The organism is Arthrobacter sp. GCM10027362 (assembly GCF_042679445.1).
Classification (GTDB): domain Bacteria; phylum Actinomycetota; class Actinomycetes; order Actinomycetales; family Micrococcaceae; genus Crystallibacter.
Map to the genome: position 1 here is coordinate 1 of NZ_JBHTML010000077.1, position 17,696 is coordinate 17,696.

Consider the following 17,696-nt stretch of genomic DNA (forward strand, 5'->3'; position numbering starts at 1 on the left):
CACCGCCTGCGGGAGCGACGGCGGCAGCCGCCGGGGTGCCGTGCGGAATCCCGGGCGGTGCGGCCGGCTGGCCGGCTGCGCTGCTGCTGCCTGCGGCGAAACCGAACGGGCATTTTCCGGTGATGGAAGTGGTCATCGTCGACTCCTGAAGGGGCGGTGGTAACGGAAGGCTCCGCAGCCAGTGTCGCATCGGCACTTCGGTAGGTAAACTTCGGAAAATAACCAAGTTTCTTTGACCTAACGGAAGATAAATGGCCGAATTCACCCTCCGGCAGCTCGAACTTTTTGCTGCCCTGCCGGACTACTCCACGCTCAGCGCTGCCGCGGCCGCACTCCATATTTCGGAACCGGCGTTATCGCAGTCCATTACCGCCCTGGAAAAGTCGGTGGGCGAGCAGCTGTGCGTGCGGCGCAAGGCCAAAGGCCTGCAGCTGACTCCGGCCGGGCAGTTCTTTGCGGCGCGGGCGCGGCGGCTGCTCAAGGACGCCGGCGAGCTGGGCAGCGAACTGGCGGGAATCAACGGCCGGCTCAAAGGCCCGGTCAGGCTCGGCTGCTACACCGGCCTGGCCACCAATGTCCTGCCGCCCGTTCTGGAGGGCTTCCCCGCCCTGCACCCGGGGGTCACCCTGGGCATCGAGGTGGGCAGCCAGGACGAACTGCTGGCCGCCCTGGACACCGGACGGCTCGATGCTGCCATTGTCTACGGGCTGCAGTTGCCGCCGGGGCTGCAGTACCGGACCATCTATGACACGGAGGTCGTGGCCATTCTCGCCGCCGACCACCGGCTGGCCGGGGAAGCCGCGGTGGACTTGGCCGAGCTGGCGCCGGAGCCGTTGATCATGCTGGAGTCCACCCCGAGTACCGCGAACACCCGGCTGATGTTCGCCGAACGGGGGCTGCGGCCCAACCTGCTGATGTCCGTGCCGGTGATCGAATTGGTCCGCGCCCTGGTCGGCCGGGGCCTGGGCTACAGCCTGCTGATGTCCCGGCCCAATTCGCAGGACACCACCACCGAGGGCCGGCGCGTGGTGGCCCGGCCGCTCGCGCCGCGCTCCGGGATCACCGCGGTCCAGGCCGTGTGGCCCGAGGCGGTGCTGCCCAGCCCGCGCACCGCCGCGGTGCTGGACTACGCGGCCGCCTGCTTTGCCGGCCCCGGAAGCAGCCTGCCGCTGGCCGACAAAACCTGACCGCTCGCGGCACGGTGCCGCCGTCGGGGAAGGCAGCGGTCATTCGTCCGGTAGTGGTGAAAAGATACATTTAAGATGCGGCCAAGGCCCGCGGCGCCGCTCCGGCGGGCCTAGCCACCGCTGCCGGCCTGCAGTAGAGTCGCCACCACGAAGGAGGCACTCATGGCTGACAAGCATGGAAAACAGGCTCCCAATACGCCCAATGCGAGCGAGAGCGAACTGCGGGAGATGAACGTCGAGGAACTGCGGGATGAAGCCAAAAAAGCCGGTATCGGCGGCACCTCTGGCATGAAGAAGGACGAACTGGTCCAGGCTCTTGTCCGGGCCGGAGGCGGGGACACCGGCGAGGCGCCCGAAGACATGGGTGCAGGTCCCGAGGGCGGCAAGGTCCGCAGGGGCCCGCAGTCCTCGGACTCACTGAAATACTCGCAGGAGGTGACCTCGCCCGACGAGGAACCGGAGCGGGAGGGGCGCAGCCTGGTGACCACCCACCACGAGGTCATCAGGCAGTGGGCCGAGGCCCGGAATGCGGTCCCCGCCACCGTCGGCGGCACCGAGCACGGGGAGCACCTGGGCGTGCTCCGGTTCGACTTCGGCGGTGAGGAGGGCGACCTTAAGCACGTGAGCTGGGAGGAATGGTTCAAGACCTTCGACGAGCGGGGGCTGAATTTCATCTACCAGGAGCAGCGCAGCGACGGCCGCCAATCCAACTTCTTCCGCCTGGAAAATCCCGGCCGCGAAGACGCCTGAGCCGCAGGCGGAGGCCGGCTCCATGGATGCAGGGAACTGATCCAGGTACCGGCGGCCGAATTTTTCGGCCGCCGGTACGGCCACCGCGGACCGCTATTACACCCCCCCGGCCGCCGCCGGCATTCCGCTTTGGCTCCGGACGGCACGAGGGGATCCGCGCTTTGGTGGAAAACCTGCCCAAAGATGTCAGCGAACCGGTGCGCATCCTTGCCGAAAACGGCCGGGTCGCCTGCCACGGGATCCACCGGGACGCGGTCGCACCATGGGCTGACGCCACGGCCGGCGGCCGCACCAGGTGGACGGCCCAACGGCGGCTGCGGACCTGGCGCAACGGCGTGGAACAAGGCCCTGGCCGGGTGGGTGGACACGGTCCTGATCGGCCAGGGCGAGCTTGTGTTCCCCGCCGCCCGGGCTACCGCAGCGGGTCGAAGGGGCGGATCTGCTCCGGCACCGTCCCGGTGGCAATCTGTTCGGCCAGGAGTTTGCCGGTGGCCGGACCTAGCACAATGCCCCACATGCCGTGGCCGCCGGCGACGAAGACTCCCGGCGCGCGGGTGGCCCCGACCAGCGGCAGGCCGTCCGGGGTGACCGGCCGCGGCCCCACCCAGATATCCTCCAAATGCTCCAGGTCCATCCCGGTGAACAGCGGCCGCACGGCGGCCAGGATCGCGTCGACCCGGCCGGTCTGCAGCGGCTCGTCCGGGCCGCGGAACTCCATTGTGCCGGCGATCCGCAGCCGGTTCTGGTACGGGGTGCAGGCAACCCGCCGCGCCGGGAAATAGATCGGGAACTCCGCCGGATCCTCGGTGGCCACGCTGAAGGAGTAGCCGCGGCCGGCCTGGACCATGGTGCGCACGCCCAGCGGCCGGGCCAGCTTGGGCAGCCAGGCCCCGGTGGCCAGCACGACGACGTCGGCCGAAACCGGCTCATGCCCGTAGGCGTCCACGGCGATTCCGGACGGGCCGTGCCGCAGCCCCCGGACCTCGGCCCCGGCCACGATCCTGCCGCCGCGGGCCCGGACGGCCTCGGCCAGGGCCTCCACGAACGGTCCGGGCTCGAGGAAGCGCTGGCCCTCCATCTCGAACACGGTGGACACGCCCGCGGAGAGCTGGGGCACCTTCAGCCGCGCATCGTCCAGACGGTGCAGCGGCACGGACTGGCCGGCCTTCTCCACCTGCCGGATCTCGTGGACGAAGGGACGGCTTTCCTTCTCCTGCTCGAACCCGATGATGAACGGGCCCTTCTTGGTCCAGGCCTTGACCCCGGACCCGGTCAGTTCGTCGAATGCGTCCAGGGCCATCCGGTCGATCGGCGTGAGCGCGGCCATGGCCCGCTCCCACGCCTTGGGGGTTGCGTGGAGTCCGAAACGGGCCAGGAAGGTCCACAGCTGCGGGTCCAGCCGGGCCGGGATGTGCAGCGGCGCGGTGGCATCGAGCAGCGCCTTGGGCGCGTAGGACCACAGGGTCGGATCAGCCAGCGGCATGGCCATGCCCGGGGTCAGCCAGCCGGCATTGCCCCAGGAAGCGCCGGCGGCCACTCCGGAGCGGTCCAGCACGGTGACCTCGATGCCGCGCTCCTGCAAATGCCAGGCGGTGGCCAGCCCCACCATGCCGGCCCCCACGACGACGGCGGTGCGCGGAGCTGCTGCGCGTGTGTACATATCCTTCCTCCTGCTACCCGGGCCGCGGACGGCCGCATACCTCTTGGAACTACCTGAGGCCATCGTGAAGATTATTAATTCGAACCGCAATCTGTTCGGCAAAGATTCTCGTTACGATGGCTGTCATGCCTGAATATTCGGAACCATCCCGCAGCGGGGTCGAGCGGCCGAAGGAAATTCGACCGCCCGGACTGGATGCGACGGACCGCACCATCCTGGAGATCCTGCAGGCCGATGCCCGCACCCCCAACAACGCGATTGCGGCCGCCGCGGGCATCGCCCCCTCCACCTGCCACGGCAGGATCCGGTCCCTGCAGGAGCGCGGCATCATCCGCGGCTTCCACGCGGAGGTGGATCCGGCGGCGGTGGGCCGGGGCCTGCAGGCGCTGATCTCCATCCGGCTGCAGGCCCATGCGCGCTCGAACCTGGGCAGGTTCGAGCACTATCTGGCGGGGCTGCCCCAGGTGGAAGCCATTTTCTTTGTCACCGGGGACCGGGACTTCCTGATCCATGTGGCGGTGCCGGACTCCTCGGCGCTGCGGGACCTGGTGGCCAACAACCTCAGCGTCCGGCCGGAGGTGGCCGGGACCAATACCGCGGTGATCTTCGACCATGTCCGTCCCCGCCGCAGTGCCTTCGGGTCCTGACCATGGCGGCCTCTTGACCGTCGCCGTTGGCACGGCCAATGATTGAAGCCGTGTTCTCCCGCCGCCGGGGCGGGACCGCCGGAAGGGGCATCCCATGCAGGCCCTCGATCATGATGAACTGAGCATCCATATTGGCGCGCCGCCGGAGGCCGTCTATGCGATTGTCGCCGATGTGACCCGGACCCCCCAGTACAGCCCGGAGGTGGTCGAATGCACCTGGCTGGGCGGGGCCACCGGACCCGCCCCGGGCGCCCGGTTCAAGGCGCGGAACAGGGTGGGAAGGATGTCCTGGTCCAACAAGCCGATTGTCACGGTGGCGGAACCGGGCCGGGAGTTCGCCTTCGCCCGCACCGAGCCGCTTTGCGGCACCGTGCAGTGGCGCTACCGCTTCGATCCGGAGGACGGCGGCACGCGGGTCACCGAGTCCTACCTGGTGGTGCGCCCGATTACCCGGCCCGGATGGATTGTTGTCAGCGGTTTCGGCAAGGACCGGAACCGTGCCAAAACCATGCATGAGGGCATGGAGCAGAGCCTGCAGCGGCTGCGGGCGATGGCGGAAGCGGAACAGGCGGGCTGGTCCCGGAACCGGTAGGCCCGCGGGCGGCGGGCCCGGCCCAAGCACCGCAGCCAGGTTGTTGACACATCACACAACGCGGTCCTACGATGGTTGAAGAATCAAGTTTCCGACCCGAAGGCAGCCATGTCCTGGTTCAAGAACCTCTTCCGCAAGTCCCGTGCCGCCGAAGCAGCGGCGGCCCCCGCCGTGTCGGCACCGGCCGCCGAATCGGCCCCGGGCCCCCGGCACGCCGCCGTGGACGGCGTGCCGCTCCGGATCGCCGTCGTCACCGGCAGCACCCGTCCGGGCCGGGTAAACAACCAGGTGGCCGAGTGGGTCCTCGCCCAGCTGGCCGCCCGCACGGATGCCCGCTTCGAACTGGTGGACATCAACAGCTTCGACCTGCCGCTGCTGGACGAGCCGTACCCGGCCGCCTACCAGAACTACCAGAACGAGCACACCAAGGCCCTCGCCGCCAGGATCAGCGAATTCGACGGGTACATCTTCGTCACCAACGAGTACAACCACTCGGCCGGACCGGCGCTGATCAATGCCCTGTCCTTCCTGAATGCCGAGTTCAACAACAAGGCCGCCGGCATCGTCTCCTACGGCTCCATGGGTGGCGCCCGCGCCGCCGAGCACCTGCGCGGGGCGCTGTCCGAGCTGCAGATCGCGCATGTGCGCAACCAGGTCATGTTCAACCTGTTTACCGACTTCGAGAACTTCTCCGAGTTCAAGCCGACCGCGCAGAATGCCGGCACCCTGGCCCCCATGGTGGACCAGCTGGTTCCGTGGACCAAGGGCTTCGCCGCCGTCCGCAGCGAGCTCGCCCTCACCAGCGCCTAGGCCTCCGCCGGCCGGGCCGGCACCGGGAACCGCCCCGCCGCACTTCGGTGCGCCGGGGCGGTTCCGCTTAATCAGGGCTTAATCACGGCGGCGGCCGCCTGGGAGGCGGGCAGGTTTCCAACACCGGGCCGGACCGTGCAAAACTTGGCCCATGGCAGGCAGTGCAGGAAAAGAAGCCGAAGTCCTGGAGAAGGCCGCACATATCGGCATGCGCATCGAGGACCGCTGGCAGGCCTTGCGGGAGCGCCGGGCGCGCAGGCGCGGCCATGTCGCCACCGTGCTGCCCTTTACCGGGTACGGGGCGCCCGGCTGGTTCCGCGTCCTCGGGCGCGTGGTCATGGCCCGGGAAGGCGCCTTCGAAGGCGGCAAGGCCTCGTCGAAGCTGGTGGCGGACGGAATCCGCGGCTGGCGCAACTTCATCAGTCCGCCGGTGGCCAATGCGAAGGTTATGGTCCAGGTCAACGGCGTGCGGCACGAGGCCGTCGCGGACCGGGGCGGGGTCCTGGACGCCCGGATCGCGGCGGAGCTGCCGCCCGGCTGGCACACCGTGGTCCTCACCTGCGAGGACTCGGAGCCGTCCGAGGCAGTGGTGTACATCGTGCCCCGGGACATCCGCTTCGGGGTGGTCTCCGACGTGGACGACACCGTTATGGTCACCGCGCTGCCGCGGCCGTTCCTGGCCGCCTGGAACACCTTCGTGCTGGATGAGCACGCCCGGACCCCGACCCCCGGCATGGCCGTGCTGATGGACCGGATCGCCCGGGGGCATCCGGGCAGCCCCGTGCTGTACCTGTCCACGGGGGCGTGGAACGTGGCGCAGACCCTGACCCGGTTCCTCTCCCGGAACCTGTATCCCGACGGCGCGCTGCTGCTTACCGACTGGGGCCCCACCCATGACCGCTGGTTCCGCAGCGGCCAGCAGCACAAGCAGTCCGAACTCGTCCGGCTGGCCACGGAGTTCCCCCAGGTGAAGTGGCTGCTTATCGGAGACGACGGCCAGCATGACGAGGCCATCTACGCGGAGTTCGCCCGGCGCTTCCCGGACCACGTGGCGGCCATCGCCATCCGGCAGCTGTCCGCCAGCGAGGCGCTGCTGGCCGGGCGCCGCTCCCCGGGGGCTGCCGGCGGCACGGGCGGCGTCCCCTGGATCTATGCGCCGGACGGGGCGGGCATCGCGCAACAGCTGCGCGAGCTGGGCATCGTCACAGACTAGCGGTCGAGGGCCCCGCCGCGAGCCTGCGAGCGGTGGGAGGCAGGTAGTCGCTAGCGGACCGCACCCGGTACCGCCGCCCGCCGCGGCAGCAGGCGCGCGGTGGCCACGCCTGCCAGCGAAGCCAAAGCCAGCACCACCAGGCCGGCCTGCAGCGCATCCAGCCGGGCCTGCATACTGATTTCGACGGCGGAGGACACCTGGGCGGGCGTGAGGTTCCAGGCGGACCCGGAGAAGAACGCATGCAGGGCGTAGTTGGGCACTACGGAGGTGGCGGCCGCCGGGTCCAGCGCCACATCCGGCGGCAGGGTGAAGCCCTGCCGGGCAACCAGGTTGCCGATATTGTCCAGTCCGGCGAGCAGGACCGTGCCGCCCAGTGCGGTGCCCAGCGCCGTGCCCAGGAAGGAAGCCAGGCCGCGGACGCTGCCGATTTCGCCGGCCAGCTCCGGCTCGGCGGTGACCGTCAGGAAGGCACCGCCAAGCGAAAGCCCCAGCCCGATTGCCGCTCCGGTCGCCACCTGGCCGGCTGCCAGCGCCGGCCCGCCCCAGTCCGCGGCCACGGCATAGGCCAGCAGGACCGTGCCGCCGGATCCCAGCAGGTAGACACATGCCAGCAGTGCCCGGGGCGGCACGATCCGCGGCACCGCCCCGGCCGCTGCCGCTGCGATGAAGGTGGCCAGTGCCAGCGGCAGCAGCAGCACGGCGGCGTCGACAACGGCGTAACCAAGCACCGTCTGTGCATACAGCAGCAGCAGGAAACTGATGCCGCCGAACAGCAGGTTCACGGCGACCAGGCACACCAGCAGCGCCTTGCGCTCGCCGGAGGCCAGAACCGACGGCTCCAGCAGCGGGGCCCGCAACCTGACGCGCACCGCCCCGGTCCCTGGCCGGTTCGGCTGCAGGACGCCCTGCCTGATCGCCTGCTGCCGCCCCACGAACAGCTGCAGCACCAGCACGCCGGCCACCAGCATCGGCGGGGCGGGGGAGAGGCCCAGGAAAGTGAACGGTGCGTCATGCCTGGCGGCGATGAACCCCCACACCCCCATTTGGTTGACGGCACCGATGATCAGCACCACCCCCAGGCAGGGCAGCAGCACGCTGGCGGCGTCGATGCTGTCCGATTCCTGTGGCAGCGGCAGCCGAATGAGGCTGCCGCAGAGCAGCGCCGCCACGGCCAGCAGCCCGAGCAGGACAAAAGGGGCGCGCCAGCCGAGCGCGCTGATCAGCAGCCCGCCCAGCAGCAGCCCCAGCGTGGCACCGAAGCCGATGGTTCCGGACTGGAGTGCGACGGCGGCGCTGCGCCGCCGTCCGCTGTAAGCGGCGCCCAGGATGGCCAGCCCGTTGGGCACCAGCAGGGCCGCGCCGACGCCGGCCACCATCTGGCCGGCGACCAGGACCGGACCATTGATGGCCGCGGCCGTGATCAGCATGCCCACGGCATAGAGGTTCAGGCCCAGCAACTGGATGCGCAGGGGAGAGAGCAGCGAACTGAGCTTCCCGCCGGCCATGGCCAGCGCGGCCGCCAGCACGGAGTAGGTCACCAAGGCCAGCTGGACGGTGGCCAGCGGTACCCGCAGGTCCCGGATGATGTCCCCGACGCCGATGCTGAGGACGGCGAAGTCCAGAACGATGGCGAAGCTGCCCAGGCACACGAATGTCAGAGGTAACCATCCGCGCCGATCAGAGCGGATTCCAGCCGCCGTTCGTGAACTCAACCGATCCCTGACCTTCCCCCTAGGTCCCGGGCAGCCGCCCACCTCGGCCGGCTGCGGGGATGAAGTAGGCAACATCATCCTCCGGTACCGGATTCGGGACAAGAGGCCGCCGGCGGCGGTGCGGCCTCGGCCGGGGCGCCCTAGTCCGGCTCGCCAGGCTGCCCGGGCTTGTGCTGGGACAGGGTGAAGAACCGGTTGCCGGCACCGGCATGCGTGCTGGGAATCAGCAGTTTCGAGTACTTGGCGCACCAGAGGCCCCGGCCATCTGAATCCGCGGCCGCCCGCCGCACTGACTCGAAGTCCTCGGAGTACATCAGCAGCGCAGCCGCCTCCTGGGCCGCGGCATGCTGCCCCGGACTGCTGAGCTGGATAATCCCCAGCTCAGGTTCCAGGTGGATGCTGACATCCACCCATTCTTCGAACGGGCTGTCCGCGGCCCCCAGCCGTGCGGACCGATCGGACGTGGTCGGATTGCCGTATTGGTTTGAGACTGTATTAATCATCTTCAATCACTGTGGTATGGGTCACATTCGGTGAAGCGCTCCCACTATATGTTGCGGCACGCGGAAAACCAAAAGGTGAACACAGGATCGACGGAAGATGGCCGGCGCTCCGGCGCCCCAATCCTCAGCTGGCGGCGCGCTGTTCGGCCGGCTCGAAGATGTCCTCGATCATGGCGCGGGCGGCTTCCTCGTCCGTCTTCAGCGAGACGGCGAGTTCGGAAACCAGGATCTGCATGGCCTCCTCGCGCTGACGCTTTTCGCCGGCTGAGGGGTGTCCGCCCTGGGCGCGGCGGGTCAGGTCCCGGACTACTTCGCTGACCTGGAAGACGTCGCCGGTGGTGATCTTCGCCTGGTTGCTCTTGAACCGCTGGGACCAAACTTCCTTGGCGGAGGCGGCCGGGGCGGGTGCGGCCAGGATGGTGAACACCTGCTTGACCCCACGGCTGCCGATGGCCCGGCGAATGCCGACCTTGTCCGCATTCGCGGCCGGCAGTTCGATCATGAGGCCGTTGTGGTGCACGCGGAAGCGCACGAACTTGGTCTCAACCGAATTGAAGGACCGGGTTTTCAGCTCCGTCACGGTTACTGCGCCGTGGTGGGGGTAGACAAGGGTGTCGCCAATCTTCAATTTCATGCTTATAATCGCCCTTTCATGCCAATATGGCAGATACTGCCATATTGGCAGGCGCATTACAAACGTGCGGTAGCCTTGATCACTGAAGGCGAACACAGGGAAAGGTGCCATGGCGGCCAGCACCGGCGGATCAGCGGAACCAACAACGACGACGGCGGGTGCCGCTGCGCCCGGCCTGCGCGAGCGGCGCCGCCGGCAAACCATGGCCGAAATCCAAGAGGCCGCCCTGAGGCTGTTTGAGGAGCGGGGCCTGGAAGCGGCCACGGTGGAGGATATTGCCGAAGCGGCAGGGGTTTCCCCGCGTACCTTTTTCCGTTACTTCGCCGCCAAGGAGGATGCCGCGCTGCCGGCCCACCGGGAGTTCGAGGATGCGGTGGAAACCGGCCTGCAGCAGGCGGACCCGGATGCGGACCCGTGCGAAGAACTGGCAAAGGTGTATGTCCGGGTCCTGCAGGGCTTCGCGGACAACGGTTCTCCCGCCGCGCAGCGGATGCTCCGGGTCGGCCGGTTGCTCCGGCGCGAACCCCTGCTGCGCTCGGCGCTGGTCCGGCACAGCGCGGCCCGGAACAGCCGGCTGCTGCAGGCGCTGGAAGCCAGGTTCGGCGGCTCCGAGGCAAGCGACCTGCAGTTGCGGGTGGCGGTGGAACTGTGCACCTCGCTGGTCCGGGCCGCATTCGAAACGTGGGCCGAGCGGCTCGAGGCCGGGCGGGAGGCGATCCTCCCGGAGATCTACGCGGACGCGCAGGACCTTGCCCAGCGCGTCCGCGTGTAGCAGCGGGGCCGCCCGGCTTATTCGAGGGCGGGTCCGGCCGGCATCCGGGGGCAGCACCATGCCCACGGTAAACAGCTGGAAGGCGGCACCGTGGCCGTCCGCGGCCCTGGCCGCCGGTTCGCGGCCCACGGCTCCACCCAGGTGCCGTGCCTCCGCCTCCGGCAGCCCACGTTGATCGCCACCGAACTGCACACGTACTCGGGTACGGTTCGCACCCAATCGGTGTAGGCGCGGAGCGCGGCAGGGATGTCCTTGGCCGCGAAGAACAGCCCCCGGATGCAGCCCCGGCACCGGCAGCGGGTCCACCACCGGTTCCGCGAGCACGCCTGCGCCGGGGGCTTAACCGCTGGACCGCGCCCCGGCTGTGTTGGCTCCGCGGCGCCCGACCGCGCCAGCCCGGGGCCAAACCGGTGGATCCGGGAACGGCGGCGCGGTGGAAAACAGCGGGAAAGACGGTGCAGCACCGTGCCCTGCCCGCCCCGGTGCCGGCGGTCGACATACCTACGTCCATAGGCATAGAGTCGCCATTGCCGAATGTGCATCGGATCACACGTGGCCGACACCACGGGGAGGACAAACACCATGAGCGCAAAGAACCTGCAGGAAGTCCTGGACGCTTCCGGCAATACCGTCGAACTGCTGCGGAATTCGCAGATCGGTGCCTACATCTATCCGGTGGTCGCCCCCGAATTCACGAACTGGCGGAGCGAGCAGCGTGCCTGGCGGGAGACGGCGGTGCTGTTCGACCAGTCGCACCATATGGACAACCTCTTCATCAAGGGTCCGGACGCCCTGAAGCTGATCTCCGAGACCGCCGTCAACAGCGTGGCCAACTTCCCGGTCAACAAGGCCAAGCAGTACGTGCCCACCGGCCCGTCCGGCCATGTCATCGGCGACGGCATCCTGTTCCATGAAGCCGAGGACCAATACGTCTACGTCGGCCGCGCCCCGGCCGCCAACTGGCTGCTCTTCCACGGTGAAACCGGAGGCTACGACGTCGAGATCGTCGTCGACCGCCGGTCCCCGTCGCGGCCGATGGGCCGGCCGGTCTCGCGCAAGTACTGGCGCTTCCAGATCCAGGGTCCGAATGCCTGGCAGATCATCGAGAAGCTCAACGGTGCTCCGATGGAGCAGGTGAAGTTCTTCAACATGGACACCATGGCCATTGCCGGGGAGCAGGTGCGCACCCTCCGCCACGGCATGGCCGGCGCCCCCGGCCTGGAACTGTGGGGGCCCTACGAGTCCTACGACAAGGTCCGCGACACCATCCTGGAAGCCGGCCGGGAATTCGGCATGCTGGCGGTCGGGTCCCGCGCATATCCGTCCAATACCCTCGAATCCGGCTGGATCCCCTCGCCGCTGCCGGCCATCTACACCGGCGAGGAGCTGCGCCCGTACCGGGAATGGCTCGGCGCCGACAGCTACGAGGCCACCAACGCCGTGGCCGGCAGCTTCGTCTCGGAGAACATCGAGGACTACTACCTGACCCCCTGGGAGCTGGGTTACGGTTCGTTCGTGAAGTTCGACCACGACTTCATCGGCCGCGAGGCGCTGGAGAAGGTCGATCCGGCCACCCAGCGCCGGAAGGTTACGCTGGCCTGGAATGCCGAGGACATGGCCAAGATCTTCGGCTCGCTCTTCGATCCGGAGGACACCCCGTACAAGTACTTCGACCTGCCGCTGGCCAACTACGGCTCTTCCAACTACGACGCCGTGGTGGACGCGGGAGGCACCACCGTGGGCCTGTCCATGTTCACCGGCTACAGTGCCAACGAGCGCCGCGCGCTGTCCCTGGCCACGGTGGATCCGGACGTGCCCGAAGGCACCGAAGTCAATGTGGTCTGGGGCGAGCCGGGCGGCGGCACCCGCAAGACCACGGTGGAGCCGCACCGGCAGTTGGAGGTCCGCGCCGTCGTCAGTCCCGTGCCGTACTCGGAGACGGCGCGCAGGGAGTACCAGGGCGGCTGGCGGACCGGCCGCCGCAGCTGATCCCCGGCCGGTTCAGTGCCGACGCCGGCGGCAGGTGCCTGAAAGCGCCTGCCGCCGGCGGTTTGGGCGGGTTTGGCAGGGTCCGCGGGCCTACCCGGTTTGCCGGAAGTCCCGCACCCACTCGGCGGTCGGTTTCAGCCCGCCGAAGGTGTAGAAGTGCAGCAGGATCTTGCCGTGCTCGGCCTGGTTGTGCCGCCCGGCGACTTCCCTGATGTACTTGTCCGGGCCGGCGGTGCCGAGCAGGTTGGTCAGCGAGAAGCCGTACTTGTGCACGATCCCCGCGGACGAGGCGACGCCGAAGCGGCGGGCGTAGTTGAGCAGCCGCTTCACGCCGGCCGGGCCGGGCACGCCGATCCGGACCGGTGCGTCGATGCCGCGGCGGCGCAGCTCGGTGAGCCAGGAAAAGACCGGGTCCGCGTCGAAGCCGAACTGGGTGATGATGGCCGACTCCAGGCCCAGATCCTGCAGCGCCGAGTACTTGTCGGTGAGCGCGCGCCACAGTGTTTCATCGCTGATGTCCGGGTGCCCCTCGGGGTAGCCGCTGATGCTCACATGCTCAATGCCGTAGTTGCCGAGCAGGCCGGAGCGGATCAGCGCGAGCGAATCCTCGAAGGGGCCCAGCGGCCGTTCCGGGTCCCCGGCCACCGCAAAGACGTCCTTTGCGGCGGCTTCGGCGGCCAGCGCGTCAAGGAATTCTTCCAGCTCCTGCTTCGAGGCCAGGCGCCGTGCCGAGATGTGGGGGACCGGGACGAACCCCAGCCTCCGCGCGGCGGCTGCGGCCGCGACCCGCATCTGCAGGTCCTCGTTGCCCAGGAAGGTCACATTGATCCGCGTCCCGGGCGGGATGAACGGGGCGGCTTCCTCGAGGGCGGGAACATCCTTGCCGGTCATTTCCAGGGAGAAGTCACCGAGCAGGGTGCGGACAGCATTTTCGGTGCTGGAGCTATGTCCTGCCATGGCGGATGCCCCTTCTTCCGGTTCAGTCGGAGTCGTTCCCATCGGAGTCCTCGCCGCCCAGCCGCCGGCTTTTGCCCTGCAGCCGTTCGATGTGTTCCGAAGCCTGCGCCTTGGTCAAATTGGCCGGCAGCTCTTCGCCGGCCTCACGTGCCAGCGTGTCCAGGTAGCTGCGCTGGGCCTCGGTCATCGGTTCGTCGCCGGTTACCCAGTCCTCGGGGTCGCGCCGGAGGCCGGCGCCGGATTCGGGCGTCGGGCTGCCAAGTGTTTCGGGCTGTTCGTCGGTCATGATGGCATGCTCCTTCGTCAGGTTCCGCGGCCGCAGGTTACGGCTCCAACCTAGCGCCTCCGCCCTTGGCGGGCCAGCAACGGTGCCGAAGGGACAAGCATTCGGCGGCTTGGGCCTACGTCCGGCTCTGCGTCCCGCGGTGCCTGACGGTGAGGTAGAGGCGGTGCGCCGTGATCACCAGGGACAACCAGGCCAGCCCCAGCGTCCACGCGCCGAGGACGTCGGTGAACCAGTGATGGCCCAGGAATACCCGGCTCAGCCCCACGGCCACTGCAAACACTGCCGCGGCCAGGACCGTCAGTACCCGGGCGCGGAGGGTGTGCTGGCGCAGGACCAGCACATAGGCCACAATCCCGGCGACCACAACGGAGTTCAGCGAGTGCCCGCTGGGGAAGGACGCCGAATATTCATACGGCGGTACCGCATCGGCCAACGGCGGGCGTGTCCGCCCGGTCAGATGCTTGCCGGCCAGGGTCATCAGCAGCGAACCGCCCCCGGCCGTGGCGATGAGCACCACGGGCATCCAGCTTCGGCGGGTCAGGCTGAGCACCAGCATGGCCAGACCGGCCAGCACGGGCATGCCCACCGTGCCGGCGAGGTTGGTAAAACCGGTGACGGCGGCATCGAGTCCGGGCGAGCGCAGCCCCATGGCGGCCTGGAGCAGGGGATGGTCCAGCATGGCCACCCCGTCCGCCTCCACTACGGACTCGTAGACTTCCCCGGTCAGCGCGGTGAGCAAGACGGCGGCGGTGGCCCCGAGCAGCAGGATCAGGACCAGTGCGGTGTGCGGCCCCAGCTGCCGGCTGATCCGCTGGGCAATCCGGACCGCAGCCCGGCCGATCGGCGTCCTCCAGCGTGTCAGGTCCTGACCGCCCACGTAACGGTCCTGCGCCGCGCCGTCGTCCGGCCTTGGTTGGTGGTGCTGTTCGGCCATGCTGAGACTGTAAACCGGCCGGTCCCGTGGCGCGAGGCCGGCCCGTGCTGTACAGGGACTCAGGCGGCAGCGCCGAGCACCATCAGTGCCGCCGTGGGCGGGAAGGGGACGACCGCGGCGGCAGCGGCCGGCACGGGGGAGCGGAGGTCGGCGGGCAGGGCGTTCGGTGCCGGTGTCATGGCTGGTCCTTCGTTGTCGCAGGATGGTTACGGCAGGGTCAGGGCGAGGCCGGCCGCCAGGACCGCCAGGCCGGCCGCGGCCAGGGCGGCCTCGGTGAGGGCCAGGTGGGTTCGGGCGAAGCGGACGGCGAGCATGTTCGTCAGCGAGTGAACCGGCAGGGTCAGCAGCACCAGCCAAGGCTGGGCGAACAGCAGCAGGGTGAAACCGAGGTGCAGCGCCGTGGCGCTGAGCCGTTCCAGCAGGCCCCAGAGCGGGTGCTGCGGCGTGGTCATGCCCTGGTCCTGCAGGATCTGCTGCGCCTGCCGGGACTTCGGATCGTCCTTGGTCATCAGGTCCGCAATGACCAGCACGTTCACGGCCACCAGCAGCACCTCGACCGCGGCCCAGCCGAAGCCGGCCCAAAGCGCCTCGTCGAAGCTGCGCAGGGCCAGCAGCACCAGGGCCAGGCGGACCAGTTCCTCGGCCGGTCCGGAGAACCAGCCCACGATCGTTGCCGCGCGTTCGCGGCCGAAGAAGCGGGACGCGGCCAGGGCCACCGGCTGGCGCAGAACGAGCGCGAGCAGCCAACCGGCGTCGCCGAGCAGGGCCGGTACCGGCAGCGGGCTGCCGAAGGCCAGCCACAGCGCGGCGCCGGACAGGAGGGCGGCTGCCGGCAGGACCAGGGCGTTGACCCGGGTGCGGGCTGCCAGCGGGACGAAATCGGTTGCGGGTGCGTCAGTCACGGTGTTCCTCCTTGTCAGTGGGGACCGCGGCGGAGCGGTCCACCGGCATGGTCACGGTGGCAAAAAGCCGGGGTGTGCGGTCCTGGCCCGCCTCCCGGCCGGAGTAGGTGCGGACGACGTTACGGATTTCGGCGAGCATCGTGCGCAGTTCCTGGTCCGTCAGGTTCAGCACCATTTCCCGGTAGCCGACGCCGTCCCGGTCCAGGTCCGGCCGCGGGCGTTCCAGGTAGTGCCCGTACTCGCCGAGCAGGCCGGCGAGGAAGGTGGCGAAGTAACGGAAATGGTCCTCGGCGGTGGCCGCGGCCAGATCCTCGGTGCCCAGCACTGCCCCGCCGCCGGCAATGGTGTAGCTGCGCTCCACCGCGCCGCGGGCCTGGCGTTCCTCGGCCACTTCCAGGATTCCGGCCTCCAGCAGCGCATTCAGGTGCCGGTAGAGCGTGGCCTGGGGCAGGGTGGGCAGGATGGCCGCCAGCTGCTTGGCCGTGCGGGCCTGCGGGATGAGCGCGCGCAGGATGGCGATGCGCTGCGGATGCAGGAGCGCATCTGCCTTCGCCATCGGTTTCCTTCTCATGGATGAGAATATTATCAAATTTGATAATAGCTGCAAGGGAAATGCACAAAGCGCGCGCCTTCGCGGGGAAGGCGCGCGCTTTGTGCGTCGCGATCAGGTCTGGAGTGGGGCGCGAGGGTCCCGGCGTGGCGGCGCAGCCGACACACTGGGAGCGTCCCAATCTTTAGGCCAGGACGGCGAGCTTGGACTGCTTGCGGCCGAACAGGGCGTGGTCCGCGGAGATCCGGCCCGGGCCCACCAGTGCCACGGCCAGGGCGGCCGCCGCGAGGATGAGGACCAGTTCGAAGCCGCCGGCCTCGACGAACACGCCGGCCGGGGCGTGCACGAGGACCAGGGCGCCGAGCATGTTCAGGGTCAGCAGCAGGGCCAGCGGGCGGGTGAGCAGGCCCAGGATCAGGGCAATGCCGCCGGCCAGTTCCAGCGTGGCGACCACGGGGGCCACCAGGTCCGCCGCGGGCACGCCCATCTGGGCGAAGGCGCCCTGGGTGCCGGCGATGGTGAACTGGTTGAACTTCTGCCAGCCGTGGGCGGCAAAGAGGAAGCCGGCGACGATGCGCAGCACGGTCCGGGCGGTGGTGGTCAGGGCGGGGTTGTTCATCTCGGTCTCACGTTCCATAGGTCTTGGTGCTCAAGGGCCTGGCCGCCGGGGCCGGCGGCAGGCATCCTTTGATTGATGCTTCAACTAATGATGCACGATAAAACTTGAACTGTCAACCATCGCGGCCGATTCGGCAGCCGTCCAGCTTCGCCTGCTAGTGTCCGCAGGGCACGCTCCCTATGGAATGAGGAGATTCGACCGAGCATGAATGCAGCAGCGGGCGCCGCCCAGGACATCGCGGCACAGTGGTGGGACAAGGTCCTCGCCGGCTTCGGGCGCGGCGCGCCGGTGGAACCCTCCGCCCTGGTCCTGGCCGCCATCATTGCCGCGGCCGTCGCCGTCTCCGTGCCCCGGGCCGGCTGGCGCTGGTTCGGCCTCTTCGTCACGGTGGTGCACGAACTCGGCCATGCCTTCGCCGCACTCATGACCGGACAGGCGGTCAAGGGTATCCACCTGCGCTTCGACCACTCCGGCGCCATGCACAGCCTGAGTCGGCGCAACGGCAGGGCAGGCGCTGCCTGGTCCGGCTTCTGGGGCTACCCGGCACCCGCCGTAGTCGGCGCCGCACTGGTCTGGGCCGCCTATGCCGGCTGGTCCGGGCTGGCCCTGTCGGCCAGCGCCCTGTTGTTCCTGGCCACCCTGCTGTTCATCCGCAACTGGCAGGGGGTGGTGATCGCCCTCGGCTGTGCCGCCGCGGCGGTGCTGCTGCTCTGGTATGCCACGCCGGTGTTCCTGGGCTATTTCACCCTGGCCATCGGCGTCGCGCTGCTGGTGGGCGCGGTGCGCGACTGGTTCAAGGTCTTGGGTGTGCACACCCGGCGCCGCCATGAGCTGGCGAGCTCGGACGCCTACATCCTGTCCCGGGGCACCGGGGTGCCCGCCGCGGTGTGGCTCGGCGGCTTTGCCGCCGTCATCGCCGCTTCCTGCCTCGCCGGCCTGGGTGCGGTGGCGGGCAGCCTCGGCTGACGACGGCGGCGGG

At 69.1% G+C, this 17,696-nt stretch carries 19 protein-coding genes; 9 read left to right on the forward strand and 10 right to left on the reverse strand.

Features of this window, described 5'->3' with window-relative positions; translation table 11 throughout:
• Positions 1–251: 251 nt before the first annotated feature.
• The gene (locus ACFQ36_RS12315) at positions 252–1,187 is read left to right on the forward strand and encodes a LysR substrate-binding domain-containing protein (RefSeq protein WP_377014027.1); all 936 of its coding nucleotides are present in this window, start codon (positions 252–254) and stop codon (positions 1,185–1,187) included.
• A gap of 162 nt (positions 1,188–1,349) precedes the next feature.
• Positions 1,350–1,937 (forward strand): Rho termination factor N-terminal domain-containing protein, encoded by a 588-nt coding sequence (locus tag ACFQ36_RS12320; protein ID WP_377014029.1) that lies wholly within the window; start codon positions 1,350–1,352, stop codon positions 1,935–1,937.
• A 412-nt stretch (positions 1,938–2,349) separates the two neighbouring features.
• On the opposite strand, the gene ACFQ36_RS12325 is transcribed toward ACFQ36_RS12320, so the two are convergent.
• Positions 2,350–3,597, reverse strand: a complete 1,248-nt coding sequence (locus tag ACFQ36_RS12325; protein ID WP_377014031.1) for an NAD(P)/FAD-dependent oxidoreductase — start codon at positions 3,595–3,597, stop codon at positions 2,350–2,352.
• 125 nt (positions 3,598–3,722) lie between these two features.
• On the opposite strand from ACFQ36_RS12325, the gene ACFQ36_RS12330 reads away from it, so the two are divergent.
• The 4 genes from ACFQ36_RS12330 (at position 3,723) to ACFQ36_RS12345 (ending at position 6,859) form a co-directional block, all read left to right on the forward strand.
• Positions 3,723–4,244 (forward strand): Lrp/AsnC family transcriptional regulator, encoded by a 522-nt coding sequence (locus ACFQ36_RS12330; protein ID WP_377014033.1) that lies wholly within the window; start codon positions 3,723–3,725, stop codon positions 4,242–4,244.
• Between the two features lie 94 nt (positions 4,245–4,338).
• A complete protein-coding gene (locus tag ACFQ36_RS12335) occupies positions 4,339–4,836 on the forward strand; it encodes an SRPBCC family protein (protein WP_377014035.1) in 498 nt (165 codons plus the stop codon).
• Positions 4,837–4,944: 108 nt separating this feature from the next.
• Positions 4,945–5,646, forward strand: a complete 702-nt coding sequence (locus ACFQ36_RS12340; protein WP_377014037.1) for an NADPH-dependent FMN reductase — start codon at positions 4,945–4,947, stop codon at positions 5,644–5,646.
• A 151-nt stretch (positions 5,647–5,797) separates the two neighbouring features.
• Positions 5,798–6,859: an App1 family protein gene (locus tag ACFQ36_RS12345; protein WP_377014039.1), complete on the forward strand. Its 1,062-nt coding sequence runs from the start codon at positions 5,798–5,800 to the stop codon at positions 6,857–6,859.
• Positions 6,860–6,909: 50 nt separating this feature from the next.
• Here the strand turns inward: ACFQ36_RS12345 and ACFQ36_RS12350 are convergent, their stop codons facing one another.
• From ACFQ36_RS12350 to ACFQ36_RS12360, 3 genes are all read right to left on the reverse strand, one after another.
• On the reverse strand, positions 6,910–8,508 hold the full coding sequence (locus ACFQ36_RS12350; RefSeq protein WP_377014041.1) for an MFS transporter: 1,599 nt from the start codon (positions 8,506–8,508) through the stop codon (positions 6,910–6,912).
• Between the two features lie 203 nt (positions 8,509–8,711).
• Positions 8,712–9,074, reverse strand: a complete 363-nt coding sequence (locus tag ACFQ36_RS12355) for a hypothetical protein (protein ID WP_377014043.1) — start codon at positions 9,072–9,074, stop codon at positions 8,712–8,714.
• A 124-nt stretch (positions 9,075–9,198) separates the two neighbouring features.
• The gene (locus ACFQ36_RS12360) at positions 9,199–9,708 is read right to left on the reverse strand and encodes a CarD family transcriptional regulator (protein WP_377014045.1); all 510 of its coding nucleotides are present in this window, start codon (positions 9,706–9,708) and stop codon (positions 9,199–9,201) included.
• Positions 9,709–9,817: 109 nt separating this feature from the next.
• Here ACFQ36_RS12360 and ACFQ36_RS12365 point away from each other — a divergent pair, with 109 nt between their 5' ends.
• On the forward strand, positions 9,818–10,480 hold the full coding sequence (locus ACFQ36_RS12365) for a TetR family transcriptional regulator (protein WP_377014047.1): 663 nt from the start codon (positions 9,818–9,820) through the stop codon (positions 10,478–10,480).
• A gap of 582 nt (positions 10,481–11,062) precedes the next feature.
• Complete coding sequence (locus ACFQ36_RS12370; protein WP_377014049.1) at positions 11,063–12,469, forward strand: aminomethyl transferase family protein; 1,407 nt, start codon at positions 11,063–11,065, stop codon at positions 12,467–12,469.
• A gap of 90 nt (positions 12,470–12,559) precedes the next feature.
• Here ACFQ36_RS12370 and ACFQ36_RS12375 read toward each other — a convergent pair whose 3' ends face one another.
• From ACFQ36_RS12375 to ACFQ36_RS12400, 6 genes are all read right to left on the reverse strand, one after another.
• Positions 12,560–13,426, reverse strand: coding sequence for a methylenetetrahydrofolate reductase (locus ACFQ36_RS12375; RefSeq protein WP_377014051.1), 867 nt, complete (start codon positions 13,424–13,426; stop codon positions 12,560–12,562).
• A gap of 22 nt (positions 13,427–13,448) precedes the next feature.
• Positions 13,449–13,712 (reverse strand): DUF3072 domain-containing protein, encoded by a 264-nt coding sequence (locus ACFQ36_RS12380; protein ID WP_377014053.1) that lies wholly within the window; start codon positions 13,710–13,712, stop codon positions 13,449–13,451.
• A gap of 115 nt (positions 13,713–13,827) precedes the next feature.
• On the reverse strand, positions 13,828–14,646 hold the full coding sequence (locus ACFQ36_RS12385; protein WP_377014055.1) for a phosphatase PAP2 family protein: 819 nt from the start codon (positions 14,644–14,646) through the stop codon (positions 13,828–13,830).
• A 206-nt stretch (positions 14,647–14,852) separates the two neighbouring features.
• Positions 14,853–15,548, reverse strand: coding sequence for a hypothetical protein (locus tag ACFQ36_RS12390; RefSeq protein ID WP_377014057.1), 696 nt, complete (start codon positions 15,546–15,548; stop codon positions 14,853–14,855).
• Entirely contained in the window at positions 15,541–16,104 is a 564-nt protein-coding gene (locus ACFQ36_RS12395; protein WP_377014059.1) for a helix-turn-helix domain-containing protein, read from the reverse strand. The genes ACFQ36_RS12390 and ACFQ36_RS12395 overlap by 8 nt, the downstream gene beginning before the upstream one ends.
• Before the next feature lie 178 nt (positions 16,105–16,282).
• Entirely contained in the window at positions 16,283–16,717 is a 435-nt protein-coding gene (locus tag ACFQ36_RS12400) for a DoxX family protein (RefSeq protein WP_377014063.1), read from the reverse strand.
• A 204-nt stretch (positions 16,718–16,921) separates the two neighbouring features.
• On the opposite strand from ACFQ36_RS12400, the gene ACFQ36_RS12405 reads away from it, so the two are divergent.
• Positions 16,922–17,683 (forward strand): M50 family metallopeptidase, encoded by a 762-nt coding sequence (locus ACFQ36_RS12405; RefSeq protein WP_377014061.1) that lies wholly within the window; start codon positions 16,922–16,924, stop codon positions 17,681–17,683.
• The last annotated feature ends 13 nt before the right edge of the window (positions 17,684–17,696 follow it).